General features: G+C 64.4%; 15 protein-coding genes. 8 read left to right on the top strand and 7 right to left on the bottom strand.

What is annotated here, in order from left to right; translation table 11 throughout:
- Positions 1 to 15: 15 nt before the first annotated feature.
- The 7 genes from IVB45_RS03450 to IVB45_RS03480 all read right to left on the bottom strand — a co-directional run bounded on the left by IVB45_RS03450 (position 16) and on the right by IVB45_RS03480 (position 6,980).
- Positions 16 to 1,242 (bottom strand): ABC transporter substrate-binding protein, encoded by a 1,227-nt coding sequence (locus IVB45_RS03450; RefSeq protein WP_247283526.1) that lies wholly within the window; start codon positions 1,240 to 1,242, stop codon positions 16 to 18.
- Positions 1,243 to 1,362: 120 nt separating this feature from the next.
- Positions 1,363 to 2,598 carry an ABC transporter substrate-binding protein gene (locus IVB45_RS03455; protein ID WP_247362840.1) on the bottom strand — a complete coding sequence of 412 codons (1,236 nt, stop codon included), beginning with the start codon at positions 2,596 to 2,598 and terminating at the stop codon, positions 1,363 to 1,365.
- 31 nt (positions 2,599 to 2,629) lie between these two features.
- On the bottom strand, positions 2,630 to 3,646 hold the full coding sequence (locus IVB45_RS03460) for a branched-chain amino acid ABC transporter permease (protein ID WP_247362839.1): 1,017 nt from the start codon (positions 3,644 to 3,646) through the stop codon (positions 2,630 to 2,632).
- Between the two features lie 2 nt (positions 3,647 to 3,648).
- Positions 3,649 to 4,527 (bottom strand): branched-chain amino acid ABC transporter permease, encoded by an 879-nt coding sequence (locus tag IVB45_RS03465; RefSeq protein WP_007599708.1) that lies wholly within the window; start codon positions 4,525 to 4,527, stop codon positions 3,649 to 3,651.
- 12 nt (positions 4,528 to 4,539) lie between these two features.
- A complete protein-coding gene (locus IVB45_RS03470; RefSeq protein WP_007599709.1) occupies positions 4,540 to 5,253 on the bottom strand; it encodes an ABC transporter ATP-binding protein in 714 nt (237 codons plus the stop codon).
- A complete protein-coding gene (locus tag IVB45_RS03475; RefSeq protein ID WP_007599710.1) occupies positions 5,250 to 6,047 on the bottom strand; it encodes an ABC transporter ATP-binding protein in 798 nt (265 codons plus the stop codon). The genes IVB45_RS03470 and IVB45_RS03475 overlap by 4 nt, the downstream gene beginning before the upstream one ends.
- A gap of 66 nt (positions 6,048 to 6,113) precedes the next feature.
- Positions 6,114 to 6,980, bottom strand: a complete 867-nt coding sequence (locus IVB45_RS03480; RefSeq protein WP_007599713.1) for an IclR family transcriptional regulator — start codon at positions 6,978 to 6,980, stop codon at positions 6,114 to 6,116.
- Between the two features lie 128 nt (positions 6,981 to 7,108).
- Between IVB45_RS03480 and IVB45_RS03485 the strand changes: the two genes are divergently transcribed.
- The 8 genes from IVB45_RS03485 (at position 7,109) to IVB45_RS03520 (ending at position 20,124) form a co-directional block, all read left to right on the top strand.
- The gene (locus tag IVB45_RS03485; protein ID WP_247362837.1) at positions 7,109 to 9,205 is read left to right on the top strand and encodes a 3-hydroxyacyl-CoA dehydrogenase NAD-binding domain-containing protein; all 2,097 of its coding nucleotides are present in this window, start codon (positions 7,109 to 7,111) and stop codon (positions 9,203 to 9,205) included.
- A gap of 198 nt (positions 9,206 to 9,403) precedes the next feature.
- Positions 9,404 to 11,098: a dicarboxylate--CoA ligase PimA gene (gene pimA, locus IVB45_RS03490; RefSeq protein ID WP_247362836.1), complete on the top strand. Its 1,695-nt coding sequence runs from the start codon at positions 9,404 to 9,406 to the stop codon at positions 11,096 to 11,098.
- Positions 11,095 to 12,282, top strand: coding sequence for an acetyl-CoA C-acyltransferase (locus IVB45_RS03495; RefSeq protein ID WP_247362835.1), 1,188 nt, complete (start codon positions 11,095 to 11,097; stop codon positions 12,280 to 12,282). Before pimA ends, IVB45_RS03495 begins: the two co-directional genes overlap by 4 nt.
- Before the next feature lie 155 nt (positions 12,283 to 12,437).
- Positions 12,438 to 13,628, top strand: a complete 1,191-nt coding sequence (gene pimC, locus IVB45_RS03500; RefSeq protein ID WP_247362834.1) for a pimeloyl-CoA dehydrogenase large subunit — start codon at positions 12,438 to 12,440, stop codon at positions 13,626 to 13,628.
- Between the two features lie 132 nt (positions 13,629 to 13,760).
- The gene (pimD, locus tag IVB45_RS03505) at positions 13,761 to 14,903 is read left to right on the top strand and encodes a pimeloyl-CoA dehydrogenase small subunit (RefSeq protein WP_247362833.1); all 1,143 of its coding nucleotides are present in this window, start codon (positions 13,761 to 13,763) and stop codon (positions 14,901 to 14,903) included.
- 125 nt (positions 14,904 to 15,028) lie between these two features.
- Positions 15,029 to 15,802, top strand: coding sequence for a glucose 1-dehydrogenase (locus tag IVB45_RS03510; protein ID WP_247362832.1), 774 nt, complete (start codon positions 15,029 to 15,031; stop codon positions 15,800 to 15,802).
- 250 nt (positions 15,803 to 16,052) lie between these two features.
- Complete coding sequence (gene glpK, locus IVB45_RS03515; protein WP_247362831.1) at positions 16,053 to 17,558, top strand: glycerol kinase GlpK; 1,506 nt, start codon at positions 16,053 to 16,055, stop codon at positions 17,556 to 17,558.
- 118 nt (positions 17,559 to 17,676) lie between these two features.
- A complete protein-coding gene (locus IVB45_RS03520; RefSeq protein ID WP_247362830.1) occupies positions 17,677 to 20,124 on the top strand; it encodes a penicillin acylase family protein in 2,448 nt (815 codons plus the stop codon).
- Positions 20,125 to 20,156 lie beyond the last annotated feature (32 nt).

Consider the following 20,156-nt stretch of genomic DNA (forward strand, 5'->3'; position numbering starts at 1 on the left):
TTGAGTTGCGCGGCTTCAGTGGCCGAGTTCGCTCGAGATGACGTCCCCGAACAGCTCCCATTTCCGGCCCTTGAACCGCATCATCTGGAGCTGCTCGATCGGGGCGAAATTATCCGCTGCGGTGTTGATCTTGATGCCGGGCAACAGGGTGTCGGGCTCGAAATCCTTCAGGCTTGCCGCCTGCTTCATGACGTTGTCGCGGGTGAGATCGTCGCCGCACATCTGCAGCACCTTCACCATAGTCTGCGCGGCAGCATAGCCGAACACGACGCCGGCATCGAGCTTGTTGGCCTTGGGATCGTATTTGGCGAGGAAGTTGTAGAACTTCTTCATGCCGTCGTCGGCATTCCATTGCGGGTCGGACCCGTCCTTGGTGTAGCTCGCCGACAGGATCCCTTGCGAGATCTCGAGCCCCGCCGGCTCGAGCACGCCGCCGACCGAGGCCGAGACGTTGGAGATGATGTGGACCGGATGCCAGTTGATCTCGGCCGCCTTCTTGATCGCCTGTGCCGCAAATTTCGGCGTGGTGATGCTGACGAAGATGTCGGCGCCGGAGGCCTTCAATTTCACGACGTGCTCGTCGATTGCCGGCTCCGACGTGTCGTAGCTATCTTCCAGCACGATCATCGAGGCCTTGGGCCCAAGACCGTCCTTCAGTCCTTTCAGATAGTCCTTGCCGAAATCGTCGTTCTGGTAGAGCACGCCGATCTTGCCGTCCGGCTTCTCCTTCATGATGTACTTGGCGTAGATGCGCGCCTCGCTGGCGTAGCTCGGCTGCCAGCCCATGGTCCAGGGATATTGCTTCGGATCGTTCCACTTCGAAGCGCCGCTCGCCACGAACAATTGCGGCACCTTCTTCTCGTTCATGTATTTGCGAATGGCGCCGTTGGTGGAGGTGCCGAGCGAACCGAAGATCAGCAGCACCCCGTCGCTCTCGACCAGCTTGCGGGCCTGCTCCACCGTCTTCGGCGGCGAATAGCCGTCGTCGTAGGAGATGAACTTGATCTTGCGGCCGCCGATGCCGCCCTCGGCATTGATCTTGTTGAAATAGGCTTCCTCGGCCTTGCCGATCGCCGCATAGGCGGAGGCCGGGCCGCTATAGGGCATGATGTTGCCGATCTTGATCTCGGTATCGGAAGCGCCGCTGTCGTATTTCTTTTGCGCCAGGGCCGGGCCGCTCATCGCAGTGCACAACGCGAATGCGGCCAGAACGCCCGCAACCTGAAATCGAACGGCAGCCATCTTTCTCCACCCGGAACGGATCGTCGCCGCATTGAACAAGATTGATGCGCGACGTCAACAAAAAGCCCCCGCGATCGTTCGCGGGGGCTTCTCGACGTGTCGGACTATAGCGTCAGGGTGTCACTCGGTGGCGATGTCGCCGCTGATGATCTCGCCGAAGAGTTCCCACTTCTCGCCCTTGAAGCGCTGCATCTGGAGCTGGGCGATCGGGGCGAAGTCGGTGGGCCCGGTGTTGATCTTGACGCCGGGCAGCAGGGTGTCCGGTGCAAAATCCTTCAACGAGGCCGCCTGCTTCATGATGTTGGCCCGGGTCAGATCGTCGCCGCACATTTCCAGGACCTTGGTCAGCGTCGACGCCGCGCCGTAGCCATAGACCATGCTGGTGTCGGACTTGTCGGCACCCGGCATGTACTTGTCGACGAACTCGTTCCACTTCTTCATGCCGGGGTCGTTGGCCCACTGCGGGTCCGTGGAGTCCTTGGCATAGGCTGCCGACAACACGCCCTGCGAGGCCTCGAAGCCGGCCGGCTTCATCACGCTGCCGACCGAGATCGACACGTTGGTGAGGATCTGCAGCGGCTTCCAGCTCAGCTCGGCGGTCTTCTTGATGGTCTGGGCGGCGAACTTCGGCGTCGCGTAGATCAGCAGGACGTCGGGATTGGCCGCCTTGATCTTGACGATGTGACCGTCGATCGAGGGCTCCGACACCTCGTAGCTCTCTTCCATGATGATCATGGACGCGCCCTTGGCGCCTAGGCCGTCCTTGGTGCCCTTGAGGTAGTCTTTGCCGAAATCGTCGTTCTGATAAAGGATCGCGATCTTGGCGTCCGGCTTCTCCTTCAACAGCCATTTCGCGTAGATCTGCGCTTCGCTCTGGTAGGAGGGCTGCCAGCCCATGGTCCAGGGGAAGTTCTTCGGGTCGTTCCACTTGGTGGCGCCCGTGGCGACGAACAGCTGCGGGATCTTCTTGGCGTTCAAATACTTCTGGATCGCGCTGTTCGAAGGCGTACCGAGCGGGTTGAACACGACGATCACTTCGTCGCTCTCGACCAGCTTGCGGACCTGCTCGACGGCCTTCGGCGGCGAATAGCCGTCGTCATAGGTGACGAAGTTGATCTTGCGGCCGTTGATGCCGCCCTTGTCGTTGATCATCTTGAAATAGGCTTCTTCGGTCTTGCCGATGATGCCATAGGCCGACGCCGGACCGCTATACGGCATGATGTTGCCGATCTTGATCTCGGTATCGGATGCGCCGGTGTCGTATTTCTTCTGGGCAAATGCGGCGCCGGAGCTGAGAGTGATGACCGCCGTTGCCGTCACCAGCGCAGCGGTTCGCAGTGTTCTTTCAAAAAACAATTCGGGTCTCCTTAGCTTAATCAACGGGTTGTCAGTTCTTTCTGAGCCGGCCGACGAGTTGCTGGCCCATGATCGCGATCTGCCTCGCGCCGTGCGGCACGAGGTAGATGACGGCGAACAGGAGTACGCCGAATACGGCGCCGGAGAGGCCCTTGGAGATGCCCTCCGCCATGTTCGGCACGAAGATGATGAAAGCTGCGCCGACGAACGAGCCGGGCAGCCAGCCGACGCCACCGACGACCATGCCGAGGAACAGCGAGATCGCCAGCGTGATCGTGTAGCTGTCGGGCGCGACGAACTGCACGGCGATGGCGCCAAGCGAGCCGGCAACGCCGGTGATGCCGGCGGACACGCCGAAGGCCAGCGTCTTGTACAGTGCGACGTTGACGCCCATCGAGGAGGCCGCGATCTCGTTGTCGCGGATCGCCATGAAGGCACGGCCCGAGCGGGAGCGCAGCAGGTTTACCGAGAAGATGTAGATCGCGAGCACGACGGCGAGCGAGAAGTAGTAGAGCCAGGTGTCCTGCGACATCGGCAGCCCGAACGGCGCGTCGGGCTTGGTGACGACGAGGCCCTGCACGCCGCCCGTCCAGTGCTCGAGGAAGTTCAGCTTCAGCAGCTGCGGCATCGCGGTGGCAAGCGCAAAGGTCGCGAGCGCGAGATAGACGCCCGATAGCCGCAGCGCCGGCTTGCCGAACAGGTAGCCGAATGCGAAGCAGACCGTCGCGGAAATCGGAATTGTCAGCGCATAGTTGACGTTGAAGTACTCCATCAGCACCGCCGACGTATAAGCGCCCACGGCGTAGAAGGCGCTCTGGCCGAGCGAGAACTGGCCGGAGCCGCCCGTCAGGATGTTCAAGGCCAGCACCGCGAGCCCGTAGATCAGGAGCATCGTCATCTGGAAGATGATGAAGTTCTTGACGAACACCGGCACGATCAACAGCACCGCCAGCACTAACAGGGAGGTGCCCGTGCCCAGCGTCATCGCCCGCTTCGGAACCGCCTCGACGGCCGGGGCTTCCGTGACGACGTCTTCTGCAGCGCTCATGATCAAACTCGCTTGACGATTTGCCGGCCGAACAGGCCAGCGGGTTTGACGACCAGGACGGAAATGATCAGCGCGAGCGCGATCGGGAGCTTCAACTCGTTGCCGACGCCGGGAATGTAGGTGCCGGCGAGGTTTTCGAAGACACCGACCAGGAAGCCGCCGACCACGGCGCCGAACGGGCTCGTCAGTCCGCCGAGCACCGCCGCGGCGAAGCCGTAGATCAGCACGCCGCCCATCATGTTGGGCTCGAGGAACACGACCGGTGCGATCAGCATGCCGGCGATCGCACCGATCGCGGACGCCATGCCCCAGCCCAGCGCGATCATCCAGCTCGTGTTGATGCCGACCAGCCGTGCCGATTCAGGTACGGAGGCGGCCGCGCGCATGGCGAGGCCGATCTTGGTGTACTGGAAGAAGAAGTAGAGGCCGAGCAGCAGCAGCACCGTCACGCCGATCATGCCGGCCTGGTGGGTCGAAATCAGCTGGCTGCCGAGGAACGGCGAGGAGCCGAACGGGGTCGGATACTGCTTGATGGTGAAGTCCCAGATCAGGCCGGCCGAGGAGTTGATGATCGCGAACAGCGCGATGAAGCCGGCGACGTTGGTCAGCACCGGCGCCTTGGCGAGCGGCTTGAACAGGATGCGCTCGATCGCGATGCCGCCGACAAAGGACAATGCCAGCGTGATCACGAAGGCGGCCCAATAGGGAATGCCCCATTGCATCAGCTGCCAGGAGATGAAGGTCGAGAACATCGCCATCTCGCCCTGCGCGAAGTTGAGATGGTCGATCGCCTGGTAGATCATGACCACGGCGAGCGCCATGCAGGCGTAGATCGCGCCCGTGGCGATGCCGGCCAGCACTTGGTTGGTGAACAGCTCCATCGTGCCGGCTCCTCAGTAACCCAGGTAGGATTTGCGGATTTCTTCGTTGTTCGCGATGTCCTTGGCGTTGCCCGACATCACGATGCGTCCGGTCTCGATCACATAGGCCTGGTCGGCGAGCTCGAGCGCGAGCTGGGCGTTCTGCTCGACCACCAGGATCGACACCTTGTCCTCGCGATTGATCTTGCCGAGGATGCCGAACAGGTCGCGCACCACCAGCGGCGCCAGGCCGAACGAAGGCTCGTCCAGCAGCATCAGCCGCGGCCGCAGCATCAGCGCGCGGGCGACCGCGAGCATTTGCTGCTCGCCGCCCGAGAGCGTGCCGGCCTGCTGGGTATGCCGCTGCTTGAGCACCGGGAAATGCGCATACATGCGCTCGATGTCGGAGACGATGCCGGCGCTGTCCTTGCGGGTGATTGCGCCGAGCTGGAGGTTTTCCTCCACCGTCATGGTGGTGAAGGTGCCGCGGCCCTGCGGCACATGGGCGATGCCGAACCGTACGATGCTTTCGGTGGAGCGGTTGTTCAGCGGCTTGCCGTCGAACTCGATGCCGCCGGTCGAACGCACCATGTTGCAGATCGCGCGCAGCGTGGTGGTCTTGCCGGCGCCGTTGGCCCCGAGCAGCGTGGTCAGCGATCCCTCGCTGAGCGAGAAGGAGAGGCCGTGGAGCGCCTGGACCTGGCCGTAATAGGCGCGCAGGTCCTTGACGTTGAGCAGTGTCGTCATTGGTCCTTGCTCCCGAGATAGGCCTTGATGACGTCGGGATCCGCCTGCACCTGGGCCGGCGTGCCTTCCGCGAGCTTCTTGCCGAAATTCAGCGCGACGACGTGGTCGGCGATCGACATCACGAGGCCCATGTGATGCTCGACCAGCAGCACGGTCATGTGGCGTTCGTCGCGGATGCGGCGGATGAGGTCGCCGAGCACGTAGACTTCCTCGTGGTTGAGGCCGCCGGCGGGCTCGTCGAGCAGCAGGATCTTCGGATCGGCAGCGAGCGCGCGCGCCAGTTCGACGCGCTTCTGCGTGCCGAACGGCAGGCCCGACACGACGGTGTGGGCGACGTCCTCGAGGTCGAGATAGGCGAGGATCTCATGCACCTTCTTGTTGACGTCGCTCTCGCTGCGGCGAACCCAGGCCAGCCGCAGCGAGTCGCTGATGATGTCGCTGGAGGTGCGGGCATGGGTGCCGACGCGGACATTGTCCATCACCGACAAATTCGGAAACAGCGCCACGTTCTGGAAAGTGCGGCCGATGCCGATCTCCGCGATCCGGTGCGGCGGGCGCGTCAGGATGCTTGCGCCCTCCATCAGGATGTCGCCGGACGATGGCTGGTACAGCCGCGAGAGGCAGTTGAAGAGCGTGGTCTTGCCGGCGCCGTTAGGGCCGATCAAGCCGAGGATCTGGCCCTTGTGCATGTCAAAGGACACACCGTTGAGCGCGACGATGCCGCCGAACACGACGCTGACGTCGCGAACCGCGAGCAGGGGCGATGTCCCCTGCGCGAGCTGTGCCTGCGTCATCTCGTCTCGCCCACTCTGTTCGGTGAGCGAAGGAGCGATGTGAACCGCTCTCGATGACAACAAAGGCTATCTGATCCCCTCGGCCACACGCGCAACTTTCCCTCCTGATTTCAGCTTTTTGCTGACGTCTTTTTTGGAATGCGGCATCAGACCCCCAAGTGCCGCTTCGATGTTCCTTACCATCGCAAGCAGACGCGGTCCAATGTCGTTGATCAAACGCTCTTCCGTGAAGCGGAATGCCGGCGCGCCGCAATTGAATGCGTAGGGGCCGGTTCCGTCGTTGAGCCTGAGTGCGACGCCGGCGGCGCCGATGTCGTCGTGCCAGTCGCCGACCGAAATCGCAAATCCGTATTTCGCGACCGTCTCGCCGGAACGTTCCAGCCCGTCGCGCATCTTGGGCCAGCGGCTGCCGTAATGTTCGCGCAAGACACGAGACAGTTCCGCCCGATCGTTTTCCTCGAGCGCCCAGAAATAGGCGCGGCCCATCGCGCTGGTTGCAATCGGCACGCGGGAGCCGACGTCGAGTTGAACGCCGACCGTCTCGCTGCCGCGGCTTTGCCCGAAATAGATCATGCTGTGACGGTCGCGGCCGCCGACGGCAACGGCTCCGCCGGTCGCGCGCATCATTTCCTCGCGGAACGGTTCGGACAAATGCCGAACGCCGAGATTGGACAACGCGGCGTAGCCGAGCGCCATCGCGGCCGGCGCAAGCTGATATTTCTCGAAACGGGGAACCGGCGTCAGATAGCCGAGCTTGGTCAAGGTATAGGTCAGCCGCGAAACGGTCGGCTTGGGCAAATTGGTACGGGCCGCGATTTCCTGATTGCCAAGAAGTCCGTCGCTGGGCTGGAATGCGCGCAATACGTCTAGTCCGCGGGAAAGCGCGACGACGAAATTCCGATCGGTCGCGGTCTTCTTTCCTGTACGCTTCATCCCAGATCTGCTTCTTGCGCGGAGTCGTTGACAAGCCACGTGCTTCAAAATAACCCTGCCGTCAAGATGCGGAATTAAATTCCGCAGTGCGAAATTGAACAAAAGTTACCCCACCAAGGAGGGACACCGTGAGCGAAGTGGTCAAGCTTGAGCGTCATGACGAAGTCGGGATCGTCACGGTCGACAGCCCTCCGGTCAACGCGCTGAGCGCCGCGGTTCGCGGCGGAATTCTGGGATGCATCAAGGCCGCAATCGCCGATCCCGCCATCAAGGGCATCGTGCTGACCTGTGCCGGCCGCACCTTCATCGCAGGCGCCGACATCACCGAATTCGGCAAGCCGCCGAAGGCGCCCGCCCTCAACGACGTGCTTTCCGAGATCGAGAATTCACCGAAGCCGGTCGTGGCCGCGATTCACGGCACCGCGCTCGGCGGCGGCCTCGAGGTCGCGCTCGCCTGTCATTTCCGCGTCGCGGTGAAGGAAGCCAAGCTCGGCCTGCCCGAGGTGAAGCTCGGCCTGCTGCCGGGCGCCGGCGGCACCCAGCGCCTGCCGCGCGCAGTCGGACCGGAGCTCGCGGTCAAGATGATCGTCGGCGGTGATCCGATCGGTGCGGCGGAAGCTCTGAAGAACGGCCTGATCGAGGAGATCGTCGAGGGCCCGGCCGCCGGAGGTGAAGCCTTCGTACGAAAGCTGCTGGCTGAAAAGCGTCCGCTGCGCCGTCTGCGTGACGACGACTCCAAGATCGCGGCGGCCAAGGTCGATCGCTCGATCTTCACCAACGCGGTCGCCGCCATGACCAAGAAGTCGCGCGGCCTGGAAGCTCCGTTCGCGGCGGCTGACGCCGTCGGCTCCGCCATCGACCTGCCGTTCGACGAAGGCCTCAAGAAGGAGCGCGAAGGTTTCCTGAAGCTCGTCGCCAGCGATCAGTCCAAGGCGCAGCGTTATGCCTTCTTCGCCGAGCGCGAGGCCAGCAAGATCGCCGGCGTTCCTGAGGGGACCAAGCCGCGGCCCGTGAACCGCGTCGCCATCCTCGGCGCCGGCACGATGGGCGGCGGCATCGCGATGTCCTTTGCCAATGCCGGCGTTCCCGTCACCCTGATCGAGACCGGCGAGGAGCAGCTCAAGCGCGGCATGGGCATCATGCAGAAGAACTGGGAAGCGACCGCTGCGCGTGGTGGCATCCCGGCGGATGCGCCCGCCAAGCGCATGGCGCTGATCAACGGCGTCGTCGGCATCGAGAACGTCGGTGATGCTGACCTGGTGATCGAGGCCGTGTTCGAGACCATGGCGGTGAAGAAGGAAGTGTTCGGCAAGCTCGACCAGTACGTCAAGCCGGGCGCCGTGCTCGCCTCCAACACCTCGTACCTGAACATCGACGAGATCGCGAAGTCGACCAAGCGTCCGCAGGATGTGCTCGGCATGCACTTCTTCTCGCCCGCCAACGTCATGAAATTGTGCGAGATCGTGCGCGCCGACAAGACCGCGCCGGATGCCCTTGTGACCGCGGTCTCGATCGCGCGCAAAATCGCAAAGGTGCCGGCCGTGGTCGGCGTCTGCGACGGCTTTGTCGGCAACCGCATGCTGGCCCAGCGCGGCAAGCAGTCCGAGAAGCTGCTGTTCGAAGGCGCGCTTCCGCAGCAGGTCGACGCCGTCGTGACGAAGTTCGGCATGCCGATGGGGCCGTTCGCGATGGGTGACCTCGCCGGCCTCGATATCGGCTGGCGCTCGCGCAAGGACCGCGGCATCAAGTCGGAGATCGCGGACGCGCTCTGCGAAGCCGGGCGCTTCGGCCAGAAGACCGGCAAGGGCTATTACAAATACGAAGCCGGCTCCCGTTCGGCGCTGCCGGATCCCGAAGTCGAGAAGCTGATCGATGAGACGCTGCTGCGCATGGGCCGCAAGAAGCGCGTCGTCAGCGACGACGAGATCCTCGAGCGCATGATGTATCCGATGATCAACGAGGGCGCAAAGATCCTGGAGGAAGGTATCGCCGCGCGCCCGTCCGACATCGACGTGGTCTGGCTCTATGGCTATGGCTGGCCGATCTACCGCGGCGGCCCGATGTTCTGGGCCGACACCGTCGGCCTCAAGCACATCGCCGATCGTCTCTCCTTCTATGCCAAGGAGACCAACGATCCGAGCCTCGAGCCCGCGCCACTGCTGAAGAAGCTCGCGGCCGAAGGCAAGACCTTCGCGTCGCTCGCGGCGGGCTCGAAAGCGGCGTGATTGGATTGGGGTGGCTGTGATGTCTCGCCCCGGGCAACGCCCTCTCCGTTCCATCCCCCCTTGTGGGGGAGGGTCAGGGAGGGGGATAGCCCCGGGCGCAGGCGTTTGTGGCCACCCCCTTCCCCAACCCGTCCCCACAAGGGGGAAGGGAGCCCGTCTGTCCGTGCCCGCCTCACGTTTGCAAAGTAACGGCCTTCAATGACCCATCCCGGCGAACAGTTTTATCCCGAGGGCGTGCGTTGGGACGACGCCATCGTCCAGGGCACGCTCCCTGACCTGCTGTCGAAAGCCGCCGCTGACTACGGTGCGCGCACCGCGCTCGAGTTTCGCGATCGTCCGATTAGCTACACCGAGCTCGCCGCGATGGCGGAGCGTGCGGCTGCCGCGTTCCTGCGCGCCGGCTGCGGCAAGAATACTTCCATCGCGCTGTTCCTCGGCAATACGCCGGACCATCCCGTCAATTTCTTCGGCGCGCTGAAGGCCGGCGCCCGCGTCGCGCATCTCTCACCGCTCGACGGCGAGATCGCGCTGACGCACAAGGTCTCCGATTCCGGTTCGCGCCTGCTCGTCACGTCCAACCTCGCGGCGCTGCTGCCGACCGCGCTGAAATTCCTGGAGAAGGGCCTGATCGACCGCCTGGTGGTCTGCGAGGACAATAATTGGGGTAAGGTCGGCACGCCGCAGGCTGCGATCCCCAGCGATCCCCGCATCGTCACCTTCAAGGCCTTTGTCGAGGGCGCCACCGCGCCGGCAGAGTGGCCGCAAGTGAGCGCCGACGACGTCGCGCTGCTGCAATATACCGGTGGCACCACCGGCTTGCCCAAAGGCGCGATGCTGACCCACGGCAATCTCACCTCGGCCGTGTCGATCTACGACGTCTGGGGCAAGCCGTCGCGCGCGACGCGTGGCGACGTGGTCGAGCGCGTGATCTGCGTGCTGCCGCTGTTCCACATCTATGCGCTCACAGTCGTGCTGCTGTCCTCGCTCAGGCGCGGCAATCTGATCTCGCTGCATCAGCGTTTTGACGTCGAAGCGGTGATGCGCGACATCGAAATCAAGCGCGCAACCTACTTTCCCGGCGTGCCGACGATGTGGATCGCGATCGCGGCCCTTCCCGATCTCGACAAGCGCGATTTTTCCTCGCTGGCGACGATCGGCTCCGGGGGCGCGCCGCTGCCGGTGGAGATCGCGAGTTTCTTCGAGCGCAAAGTCGGCAAGAAGCTCCGCAGCGGCTGGGGCATGACCGAGACCTGCTCGCCCGGCACCGGCCATCCGCCTACAGGTCCCGATAAGCCCGGCTCGATCGGCCTGATGCTGCCCGGCATCGAGCTCGACGTCGTTTCCCTGGACGATCCCACGAAGGTGCTGCCGCCGGGCGAAGTCGGCGAGATTCGCATCAAGGGCCCGAACGTCACCAGGGGCTACTGGAACAAGCCCGAGGGATCCGCGGAGGCCTTCGTCGACGGCCGCTTCGTCACCGGCGACATCGGCTATGTCGATAGCGACGGCTATTTCTTCCTGGTTGACCGCAAGAAGGACATGATCATCTCCGGCGGCTTCAACGTCTATCCGCAGATGATCGAGCAGGCGATCTATACCATGTCAGGCGTGCACGAGGTGATCGTGCTCGGCATTCCCGACCAGTACCGGGGGGAGGCGGCCAAAGCCTTCATCAAGCTGAAGCCGGATGCAAAACCGTTCTCGCTCGACGAGCTGCGCGCGCAGCTCGCCGGCAAGCTCGGCAGGCACGAATTGCCGGCGGAGGTCGAATTCGTCGACGATCTGCCGCGCACGCCGGTCGGAAAGCTGTCGCGCCATGAGTTGCGCCAGCAGCAGAAACCATCACAATCCGCCCAACTTGCCACCCGACTTGCATCAGGAGATCGCTCTTGACCGACGCCGTCATCGTTTCCACCGCCCGCACCCCGATCGGCAAGGCTTATCGCGGCGCGCTCAACGCTACCGAGGGCGCAACCCTGCTTGGCCACGCCATCGGCGCGGCCGTCGCGCGCGCCAAGGTCGACCCCAAGGAGATCGAGGACGTTGTGATGGGCGCAGCGCTCCAGCAAGGCGCGACCGGCGGTAACATCGCGCGCAAGGCGCTGCTCCGTGCCGGTCTCCCCGTCACGGTCGCCGGCACCACCATCGACCGGCAATGCGCCTCGGGACTGCAGGCGATCGCGCTCGCCGCACGTTCGGTGATTTTTGACGGTGTGGAGATCGCGGTCGGCGGCGGCGGCGAGTCCATCTCGCTGGTGCAGAACGACAAGATGAACGGCTTCCATGCGCAAGACCCGGCGCTGCTCGAGATCAAGGGCGAGGTCTACATGCCCATGATCGACACTGCCGAAATCGTGGCCAAACGCTACGGCATCTCGCGCGAGAAGCAGGACGAATATTCGCTGGAGAGCCAGCGCCGAACGGCCGCGGCCCAGCAAGGCGGCAAGTTCAGGGACGAACTCGCGCCGATCACCACAAGGATGGCGGTGACCGACAAGGCAACCGGCGCAGTCTCGTTCAAGGACATCACGCTCTCGCAGGACGAAGGCCCGCGCCCCGAGACCACTGCGGAAGGCCTCGCCGGCCTCAAGGCCGTGCGCGGTGAAGGCTTTTCGGTCACCGCCGGCAATGCCAGCCAGCTCTCTGACGGCGCCAGCGCGAGCGTGATCATGAGCGACAAGGAAGCGGCGAAGCGCGGGCTGAACCCGCTCGGCATCTTCCGCGGCTTCGTCTCCGCCGGCTGCGAGCCGGACGAGATGGGCATCGGCCCGGTGTTCGCGGTGCCGCGCCTGCTCAAGCGTCATGGCCTCACCGTCGACGACATCGGCCTGTGGGAGCTCAACGAAGCCTTCGCGGTGCAGGTGCTGTATTGCCGCGACAAGCTCGGCATCGACCCCGACAAGATCAACGTCGACGGCGGCGCGATCGCGGTGGGGCATCCCTACGGCATGTCGGGCGCGCGTCTCACCGGCCACGCTCTGATCGAAGGCCGCCGCCGCAAGGCGAAGTACGCGGTCGTCACCATGTGCGTCGGCGGCGGCATGGGCGCGGCGGGGCTTTTTGAGGTGTTGCAGTAGTTCTGGTCCAGTAGCCGTCGTCCCGGCGAAAGCCGGGACCCATACTCCGCAGCAGGAGTTTGGCGCACGAACAACAATGGCCTTCGCAGGACAACGAAGGCCGGTGGTTATGGGTCCCGGCCTTCGCCGGGACGACACATTCACAGGAGGATCCGATGGATCTCGCATTCACGAAAGAAGAGCAGGCGTTTCGCGAGGAAGTGCGGTCATTCTTCCGCGACAATGTGCCGCCGGATACGCGGCGCAAGCTGGTCGAGGGCCGCCACCTCTCGAAGGACGAGATGGTGACGTGGTGGCGCATCCTCAACAAGAAGGGCTGGGGCGTCAGCCACTGGCCCAAGCAATATGGCGGCACCGGCTGGACCTCCGTGCAGCACTACATCTTCAACGAAGAGCTGCAGTCCTATCCGGCGCCGCAGCCGCTCGCCTTCGGCGTCAGCATGGTCGGTCCCGTGATCTACACCTTCGGCAATGAAGAGCAGAAGAAGCAGTATCTGCCCCGCATCGCCAATGTCGACGATTGGTGGTGCCAGGGCTTCTCCGAGCCCGGCTCCGGCTCCGACCTCGCCTCGCTGAAGACCAAGGCCGAGCGCAAGGGCGACAAGTGGATCATCAACGGACAGAAGACCTGGACCACGCTCGCCCAGCACGCCGACATGATCTTCTGCCTGTGCCGCACCGATCCGTCCGCCAAGAAGCAGATGGGCATCTCCTTCATCGTGTTCCCGATGAAGTCGAAGGGCGTCACCGTGCGCCCGATCCAGACCATCGACGGCGGCGCCGAGGTCAACGAAGTGTTCTTCGACGACGTCGAAGTGCCCTACGAGAACCTGATCGGCGAGGAGAACAAGGGCTGGGATTACGCGAAATTCCTGCTCGGCAATGAGCGCACCGGCATCGCTCGGGTCGGGGTCTCCAAGGAGCGGCTCCGCCGCATCCGCGATCTCGCCGGTAAGGTCGAATCCGGCGGCAAGCCGATCATCCAGGACGCGGCCTTCCGCGACAAGCTCGCGGCCTGCGAGATCGAGCTCAAGGCGCTCGAGCTGACGCAGCTCCGCGTCGTCGCCGACGAAGGCAAGCACGGCAAGGGCAAGCCCAATCCGGCTTCCTCGGTGCTGAAGATCAAGGGCTCCGAGATCCAGCAAACCACCACCGAGCTGTTGATGGAAGTGATCGGCCCGTTCGCCGCGCCCTACGACGTGCACGGCGACGACGGCTCGAACGAAGCCATGGACTGGACCGCCCAGATCGCGCCGAGCTACTTCAACAACCGCAAGGTCTCGATCTACGGCGGCTCCAACGAAATCCAGCGCAACATCATCGCCAAGGCGGTGCTGGGGCTGTGATCGTACACTATTAACGCGCACTCACCGTCATGGCCGGGCTTGACCCGGCCATCCACGCCTAGCGCCACGAAAGAACGTGGATGCCCGGCACAAGACTGGGCATGACGACATCGATACCGGAGAGCAAAGAATATGGATTTTGATCTGAACGAGGAGCAGCGGCTTCTCAAGGAAAGCATCGACGGCCTCTTGACCGATTCCTACGATTTCGAGAGCCGCAAGAAGTACATGAAGGAGAAGGGCGGCTGGAGCAAAGCGGTCTGGGGCAAGCTCGCCGAGCAGGGCCTGCTCGGTCTGCCCTTCGCGGAGGCCGATGGCGGCTTCGGCGGCGGCGGCGTCGAGACCATGATCGTGATGGAAGCGCTCGGCAAGGCGCTGGTGCTCGAGCCTTATCTCGCAACCGTCGTGATCGGCGGCGGCTTCCTGCGCCATGCGGGCAGCGATGCGCAAAAGGCCGCGCATGTGCCCGGCATCGTCGACGGCAGCAAGACGCTCGCCTTTGCCCAGCTCGAGAAGAACTCGCGCTACGATCTCTTCGACGTCTCCACGACGGCGAAGAAGAAGGGCGAGGGTTGGGTCATCGACGGCGAGAAGTTCGTCGTGCTCAACGGCGAGAACGCAGATACCCTGATCGTGACCGCGCGCACCAGGGGCGAGCGCCGCGACAAGAGCGGCATCGGCGTGTTCCTGGTGCCGGCCAACGCCAAGGGGGTCGCCAAGAAATCGTACCCGACCCAGGACGGTCTGCACGCCGCCGACCTCACCTTCACCGGCGTCGAGATCGGTGCCGATGCCGTGCTCGGCAATTCCGACGATTCGCTCGCGCTGATCGAGCGTGTGGTCGACGAAGCCCGCATCGCGCTCTGCGCCGAAGCGGTCGGCCTGATGGACGAGTCTCTGAAGACAACAGTCGAGTACATCAAGACGCGCAAGCAGTTCGGTGTCGCGATCGGTTCGTTCCAGAGCCTCCAGCACCGCGCCTCCGACATGTTCGTCGCCGCCGAGCAGGCGCGATCGATGTCGATGTTCGCGACCATGGCTGCTGATTTCGAGGACGCCAAGGAGCGCAGCAACGCCGTCGCCGCGGCCAAGGTGCAGATCGGCAAGTCGCTGAAGTTCGTCGGACAGCAGGCGATCCAGCTCCACGGCGGCATCGGCATGACCATGGAGGCGAAGATCGGCCACTACTTCAAGCGCCTGACCATGATCGAGAACAGCTTTGGTGACACCGACTACCACCAGCGCCGCGTGGCGGACGGTGGCGGGTTGATCTAAGCGCCACCGCCGTCATTGCGAGGAGCGTAGCGACGAAGCAATCCAGACTTTCTCCGCCGAAAGATCCTGGATTGCTTCGCTGCGCTCGCAATGACGCAGTCAACGGAATCAACGGAGCAACAACAATGAAAAACACCCCGTTCGATCTTACCGGCAAGGTCGCCGTGGTCACCGGCTCCAGCCGCGGCATCGGCCGCTCATCCGCGGAGTTGCTGGCAAAGCTCGGCGCCAAAGTGGTCGTCTCCTCGCGCAAGGCCGACGCGTGCCAGGAGGTCGCCGACGGCATCAAGGCGGCCGGTGGTGACGCCACCGTCATCCCCTGCAACATCGCGCGCAAGCAAGAGGTCGAGGCGCTGATCGCGGGTGCGACCAAGCACTATGGCAAGATCGACGTCCTCGTCTGCAACGCCGCGGTGAATCCGTATTACGGCCCGCTGCTCGACATCACCGACGAAGCCTTCGACAAGATCATGGGCAGCAACGTCAAGAGCAACATCTGGCTCTCCGCGCTGGCGATCCCGCAGATGGCCGAGCGTGGCAACGGCTCCGTCGTCATCATCTCCTCGATCGGCGGCCTGCGCGGTTCGACCGTGATCGGCGCCTACGGCATCTCCAAGGCCGCCGACTTCGCGCTGTGTCGTTCGCTCGCCGGCGAATGGGGCCCGAAAGGCGTCCGCGTCAACTGCATCGCGCCCGGCCTGATCAAGACCGACTTCGCCCGTGCGCTGTGGGAAGACGAAGCGAATCTGAAACGCCGCACCGCCACCACACCTCTTCGCCGCATCGGCGAACCCGACGAAATCGCGGGCGCAGTGGCCTACCTCGCCTCCGACGCGTCGAGCTTCATGACCGGACAGACCATCGTCATCGACGGCGGCGTGACCACGGCGGCGGCGTAGGTCTCTCAGCTGATCGTCCCGGCGAAGGCCGGGACCTATAACCACAGGGAGTGGTTTGACGAAGTCTGGTCGTGCTGGATCGGCATCGTGCGCAATCGATGGATCACGCGGTATGGGCCCCGGCCTTCGCCGGGACGACAGCTGAGCCCTTCTTGACCTTCCCGCCCTAATCCGCTCCCTTTGGCGCGACACAATGATCCCTCCCGGGACAACGCCAAGAAAACAACCAGCAAACCCCAAGGGTGCTTCCATGTCTTTCGTCCTTGCCATCGACCAGGGCACCACCTCCTCGCGCGCGATCGTGTTTCGCGGCGACATTTCCATTGCGGCGAAGGCGCAAGCCGAGTTTCCGCAGCATTTCCCCGCCTCGGGCTGGGTCGAGCACGAGCCCGAGGACATCTGGACCTCGACCGTGACGGTCTGCCGCGACGCGATCGCGCAGGCCGGCATCAGCGCAAAGGACATCGCCGCGATCGGGATCACCAACCAGCGCGAGACCACCGTGGTGTGGGACCGCGCCACCGGGCAGGCCGTGCACCGCGCCATCGTCTGGCAGGACCGCCGCACCGCCGACATCTGCGCGAGACTGAAAGCCGACGGCCGCGAGCCCGTGATCTCGCAGAAGACCGGCCTGATCATTGATCCCTATTTCTCCGGCACCAAGGTCGCCTGGATTCTCGACCACGTCCCCGGCGCGCGGGCGCGCGCCGCGCGCGGCGAATTGATGTTCGGCACCGTCGATTGCTATCTGCTGTGGCGCCTCACCGGCGGCAAGGTGCACGCCACCGATGCCACCAACGCCTCGCGCACGCTGCTGTTCAACATCCACACCGGCCAGTGGGACGACGAACTGCTCGAGATCATCGGCGTGCCGCGCTCGATGCTGCCCGAGGTGAAGGATTCCTCCGCCCGTTTCGGCGAGAGCACGCCGGACCTGTTCGGCGGCGCGATTGCGATCTCCGGCATCGCCGGCGACCAGCAGGCCGCGACCATCGGCCAGGCCTGCTTCCGCCCGGGCATGATGAAGTCCACCTACGGCACCGGCTGCTTCGCCCTGCTCAACACCGGCACGACGCCCGTGGCCTCGAAGAACAAGCTGCTCACCACCATCGCCTACCAGCTCGGTGGCAAACGCACCTACGCGCTCGAAGGCTCGATCTTCGTCGCGGGCAGCGCGGTACAGTGGCTGCGAGACGGCCTCGGCATCATCAAGCACGCCGCCGAGACCGGACCGCTCGCCGATCAGTCCGACTCCATGCAGAGCGTGTATCTGGTGCCGGCCTTCGTCGGCATGGGCGCGCCGTACTGGAATCCGCGCGTGCGCGGCGCGCTGTTCGGCCTCACCCGCAACACCGGCCCGGCCGAGCTTGCCCACGCCGCGCTCGAAAGCGTCTGCTACCAGACGTTTGATCTCTGGGCCGCCATGCGCGCCGACTGGCCGAGCTCGGAAACCGCAAGCGTCGTGCTCCGCGTCGACGGCGGCATGACCGCGTCCGACTGGACCATGCAGCGCCTCGCCGATCTGCTGGATGCGCCGGTCGATCGTCCGGTGATCCAGGAGACCACGGCACTCGGCGCCGCCTATCTCGCGGGCCTGCAGGCCGGCGTCTATCCCGAGCCGACCAAGTTCGCCGACAACTGGCGCCTCGAGCACCGCTTCAAGCCGAACATGAGCCAGGCGACAAGGGAGCGGAAGCTGGCGGGCTGGGCGAGGGCGGTGAAGGGCGTGCTCGCGAGCGACGAGGGCGAGGGCTAGGAGGATCTCGTAGCCTGGATGGAGCGCAGCGAAATCCGGGGTTCTGCATGGCACGGTTCCCGGATTGCGCTGCGCTCCATCCAGGCTACAAGAAACAGCAACAAAGGGAGCACCAACAATGAACACGGATTTCAACCGGGTCATCCAGAAGCTTTTTGGCGCAGCGATCTGCGCCGCGCTGCTCACCTCGACCGCCATTGCGCGTGAGAAGCCGGACCCGCTCGGAAGCGCGCGGCAGGTCAAGACCGACGTCGCCGGTCTCAAGGCTCCCGCGCAGATTCTGGTCGATGTCTGGGGCATCCCGCACATCTATGCCGGTAATGAGCACGACCTGTTCTTCCTGCAAGGCTTCAACGCCGCGCGCGACCGGCTCTGGCAGATCGATCTCTGGCGCAAGCGCGGGCTCGGTCTGCTGGCCAAGGATTTCGGCGCGGCCTATGCCGAACAGGACAAGGCGCTGCGGCTCTTTCTCTATCGCGGCGATATGAAAGCGGAATGGGCGGCTTACGGCCCCAAGGGGAGGACCTATGCGGAGGCATTCGTCGCCGGGGTCAACGCCTACGTCGCCGATGTGCGCGCGGGCAAGCGCCCGCTGCCGACCGAGTTCAGGATCGCCGGCACCATGCCGGATCCGTGGACGGCGGACGACATCGTCCGCATTCGCAGCCACGGCCTGACGCGCAATGTCGCCTCCGAGGTCAAGCGCGCGTTGGTCGCCTGTGCGGCCGGCCTCGATGCCGATCGCTTTCGCGTCAAGCTCGAACCGGCGTGGACGACGAAAGTGCCGGATGGTCTCGATCCCTGCAGCGTGCCGAAGGCGGTGCTGGCGCCTTACGACCTGGCGACGCGCCCGGTCGCCTTTGCCGCGCCGAAAGACCGCCAAGCCGCGCTCGCGCACGATCCGGACAAGTACCTCACCGAGGCCGACCAGCAACGCGACACCATCGGCTCCAACAATTGGGTGATCGCGGCGTCGCGGACCGCGACGGGACGGCCGATCCTCGCCAACGATCCGCATCGCGAGCACAGCGTGCCGTCGCTGCGCTACATCGTCGGCCTCAATGCGCCCGGCCTCTCCGTGATCGGTGCGGGCGAGCCGGCGCTGCCCGGCATCTCGATCGGCCACAACGGCACCATCGCCTTCGGTCTCACCATCTTCAACGTCGACCAGGAAGACCTCTACGTCTACGAGCTCAATCCGCAGAATCCCAACCAGTACCGCTATGGCAGCGGCTGGGAGGACATGCGCATCGTGCACGAGAAGGAGCAGGTGAAAGGCGAAGGCGATCGCGATCTCGAGCTGAAATTCACCCGGCATGGTCCGGTGATCTATGTCGACGACGCCAACAAGCGCGCCTTCGCCGTCCGCTCGATCTGGTTCGAGCCCGGCACCTCGGCCTATTTCGGCTCCTCCGACTACATGACCGCGAAGGATTGGAACGGTTTCCTCGGCGCCATGCGGCGCTGGGGCGCGCCATCGGAGAACCAGGTCTATGCGGACACCAAGGGCAATATTGGCTGGGTTGCCGCCGGCAAGACGCCGCGGCGCGCCAATTATGATGGCCTGATGCCGGTGCCGGGCGACGGCCGCTACGAATGGCAGGGGTTTCTCTCGCTCGACGAACTGCCCAAGGCCTATCAGCCCAAGCAGGGCTTTCTCGCCACCGCCAACCAGATGAACCTGCCGGCGGATTATCCCGTCAGCGAGCGCAAGGTCGGCTTCGAATGGGCGGACAGTGCGCGCTGGCAGCGCATCACCGAGGTGCTGCAGGCCAACAGCAAGGTGACGCTGGCCGATGCCATGGATTTGCAGAACGACGACACCACGATGCTGGGGCGGCGGCTCGTCAATCTGCTGCAGCCGCTCACTTCGGACGATGCCAACGTGAAGAAGGGCCTCGAACTGCTCAAGCCGTGGGACGCGCGTGATGCCGCCGACAGCGCCGCTGCCGCGGTGTTCGAGGTTTGGATCGCCAATCATCTTGGACCGGTGCTGTTGAAGACCACGGCGCCCAAGGCGGCCGACCTGATCGCGCCCGAAGCGTCCAGCATTTCGGCGCTTGTCCCCTTCCTGGAATCTCCAGACGCGTCGTTTGGCTCCGATCCCGCCGCCGCCCGCGACCAGATCCTGCGCGACAGCCTTGGCGCCGCGGTGGCCGATGTGACGACCAAGCTCGGGGCCGATTCCTCAACCTGGCGCTGGGGCCGCCTGCACGTCGCGAAATTCGACCATGCTCTGATGCCGCTTGCCGACAAGGCGACGGCCGCTCAGCTCTCGGTCGGTCCGCTGGCCTACGGCGGCGCCGCCAATGTGCCGCGCGCGGCCACCTATCGCCGCACCGATTATCAGCTGTTCGCCGGCGCCTCGTTCCGCATGGTGCTGGACGTCGGCAATTGGGATGCGAGCCGCACCATCAACACGCCGGGCCAGTCGGGCGATCCCTTCAGCGGCCACTATCGCGACCTCGCGCCGCTGTGGGCGACCGGCCGGTATGTGCCGCTGCTCTACAGCCGCGCTGGGGTCGAAGCGGCGACGGCTGAGGCGATCACGCTGACGCCGCGGTGAATGAGGCGTATCCACAAACTCCGCCGTCGTCC

The organism is Bradyrhizobium sp. 4 (assembly GCF_023100905.1).
Taxonomy (GTDB): Bacteria; Pseudomonadota; Alphaproteobacteria; order Rhizobiales; family Xanthobacteraceae; genus Bradyrhizobium.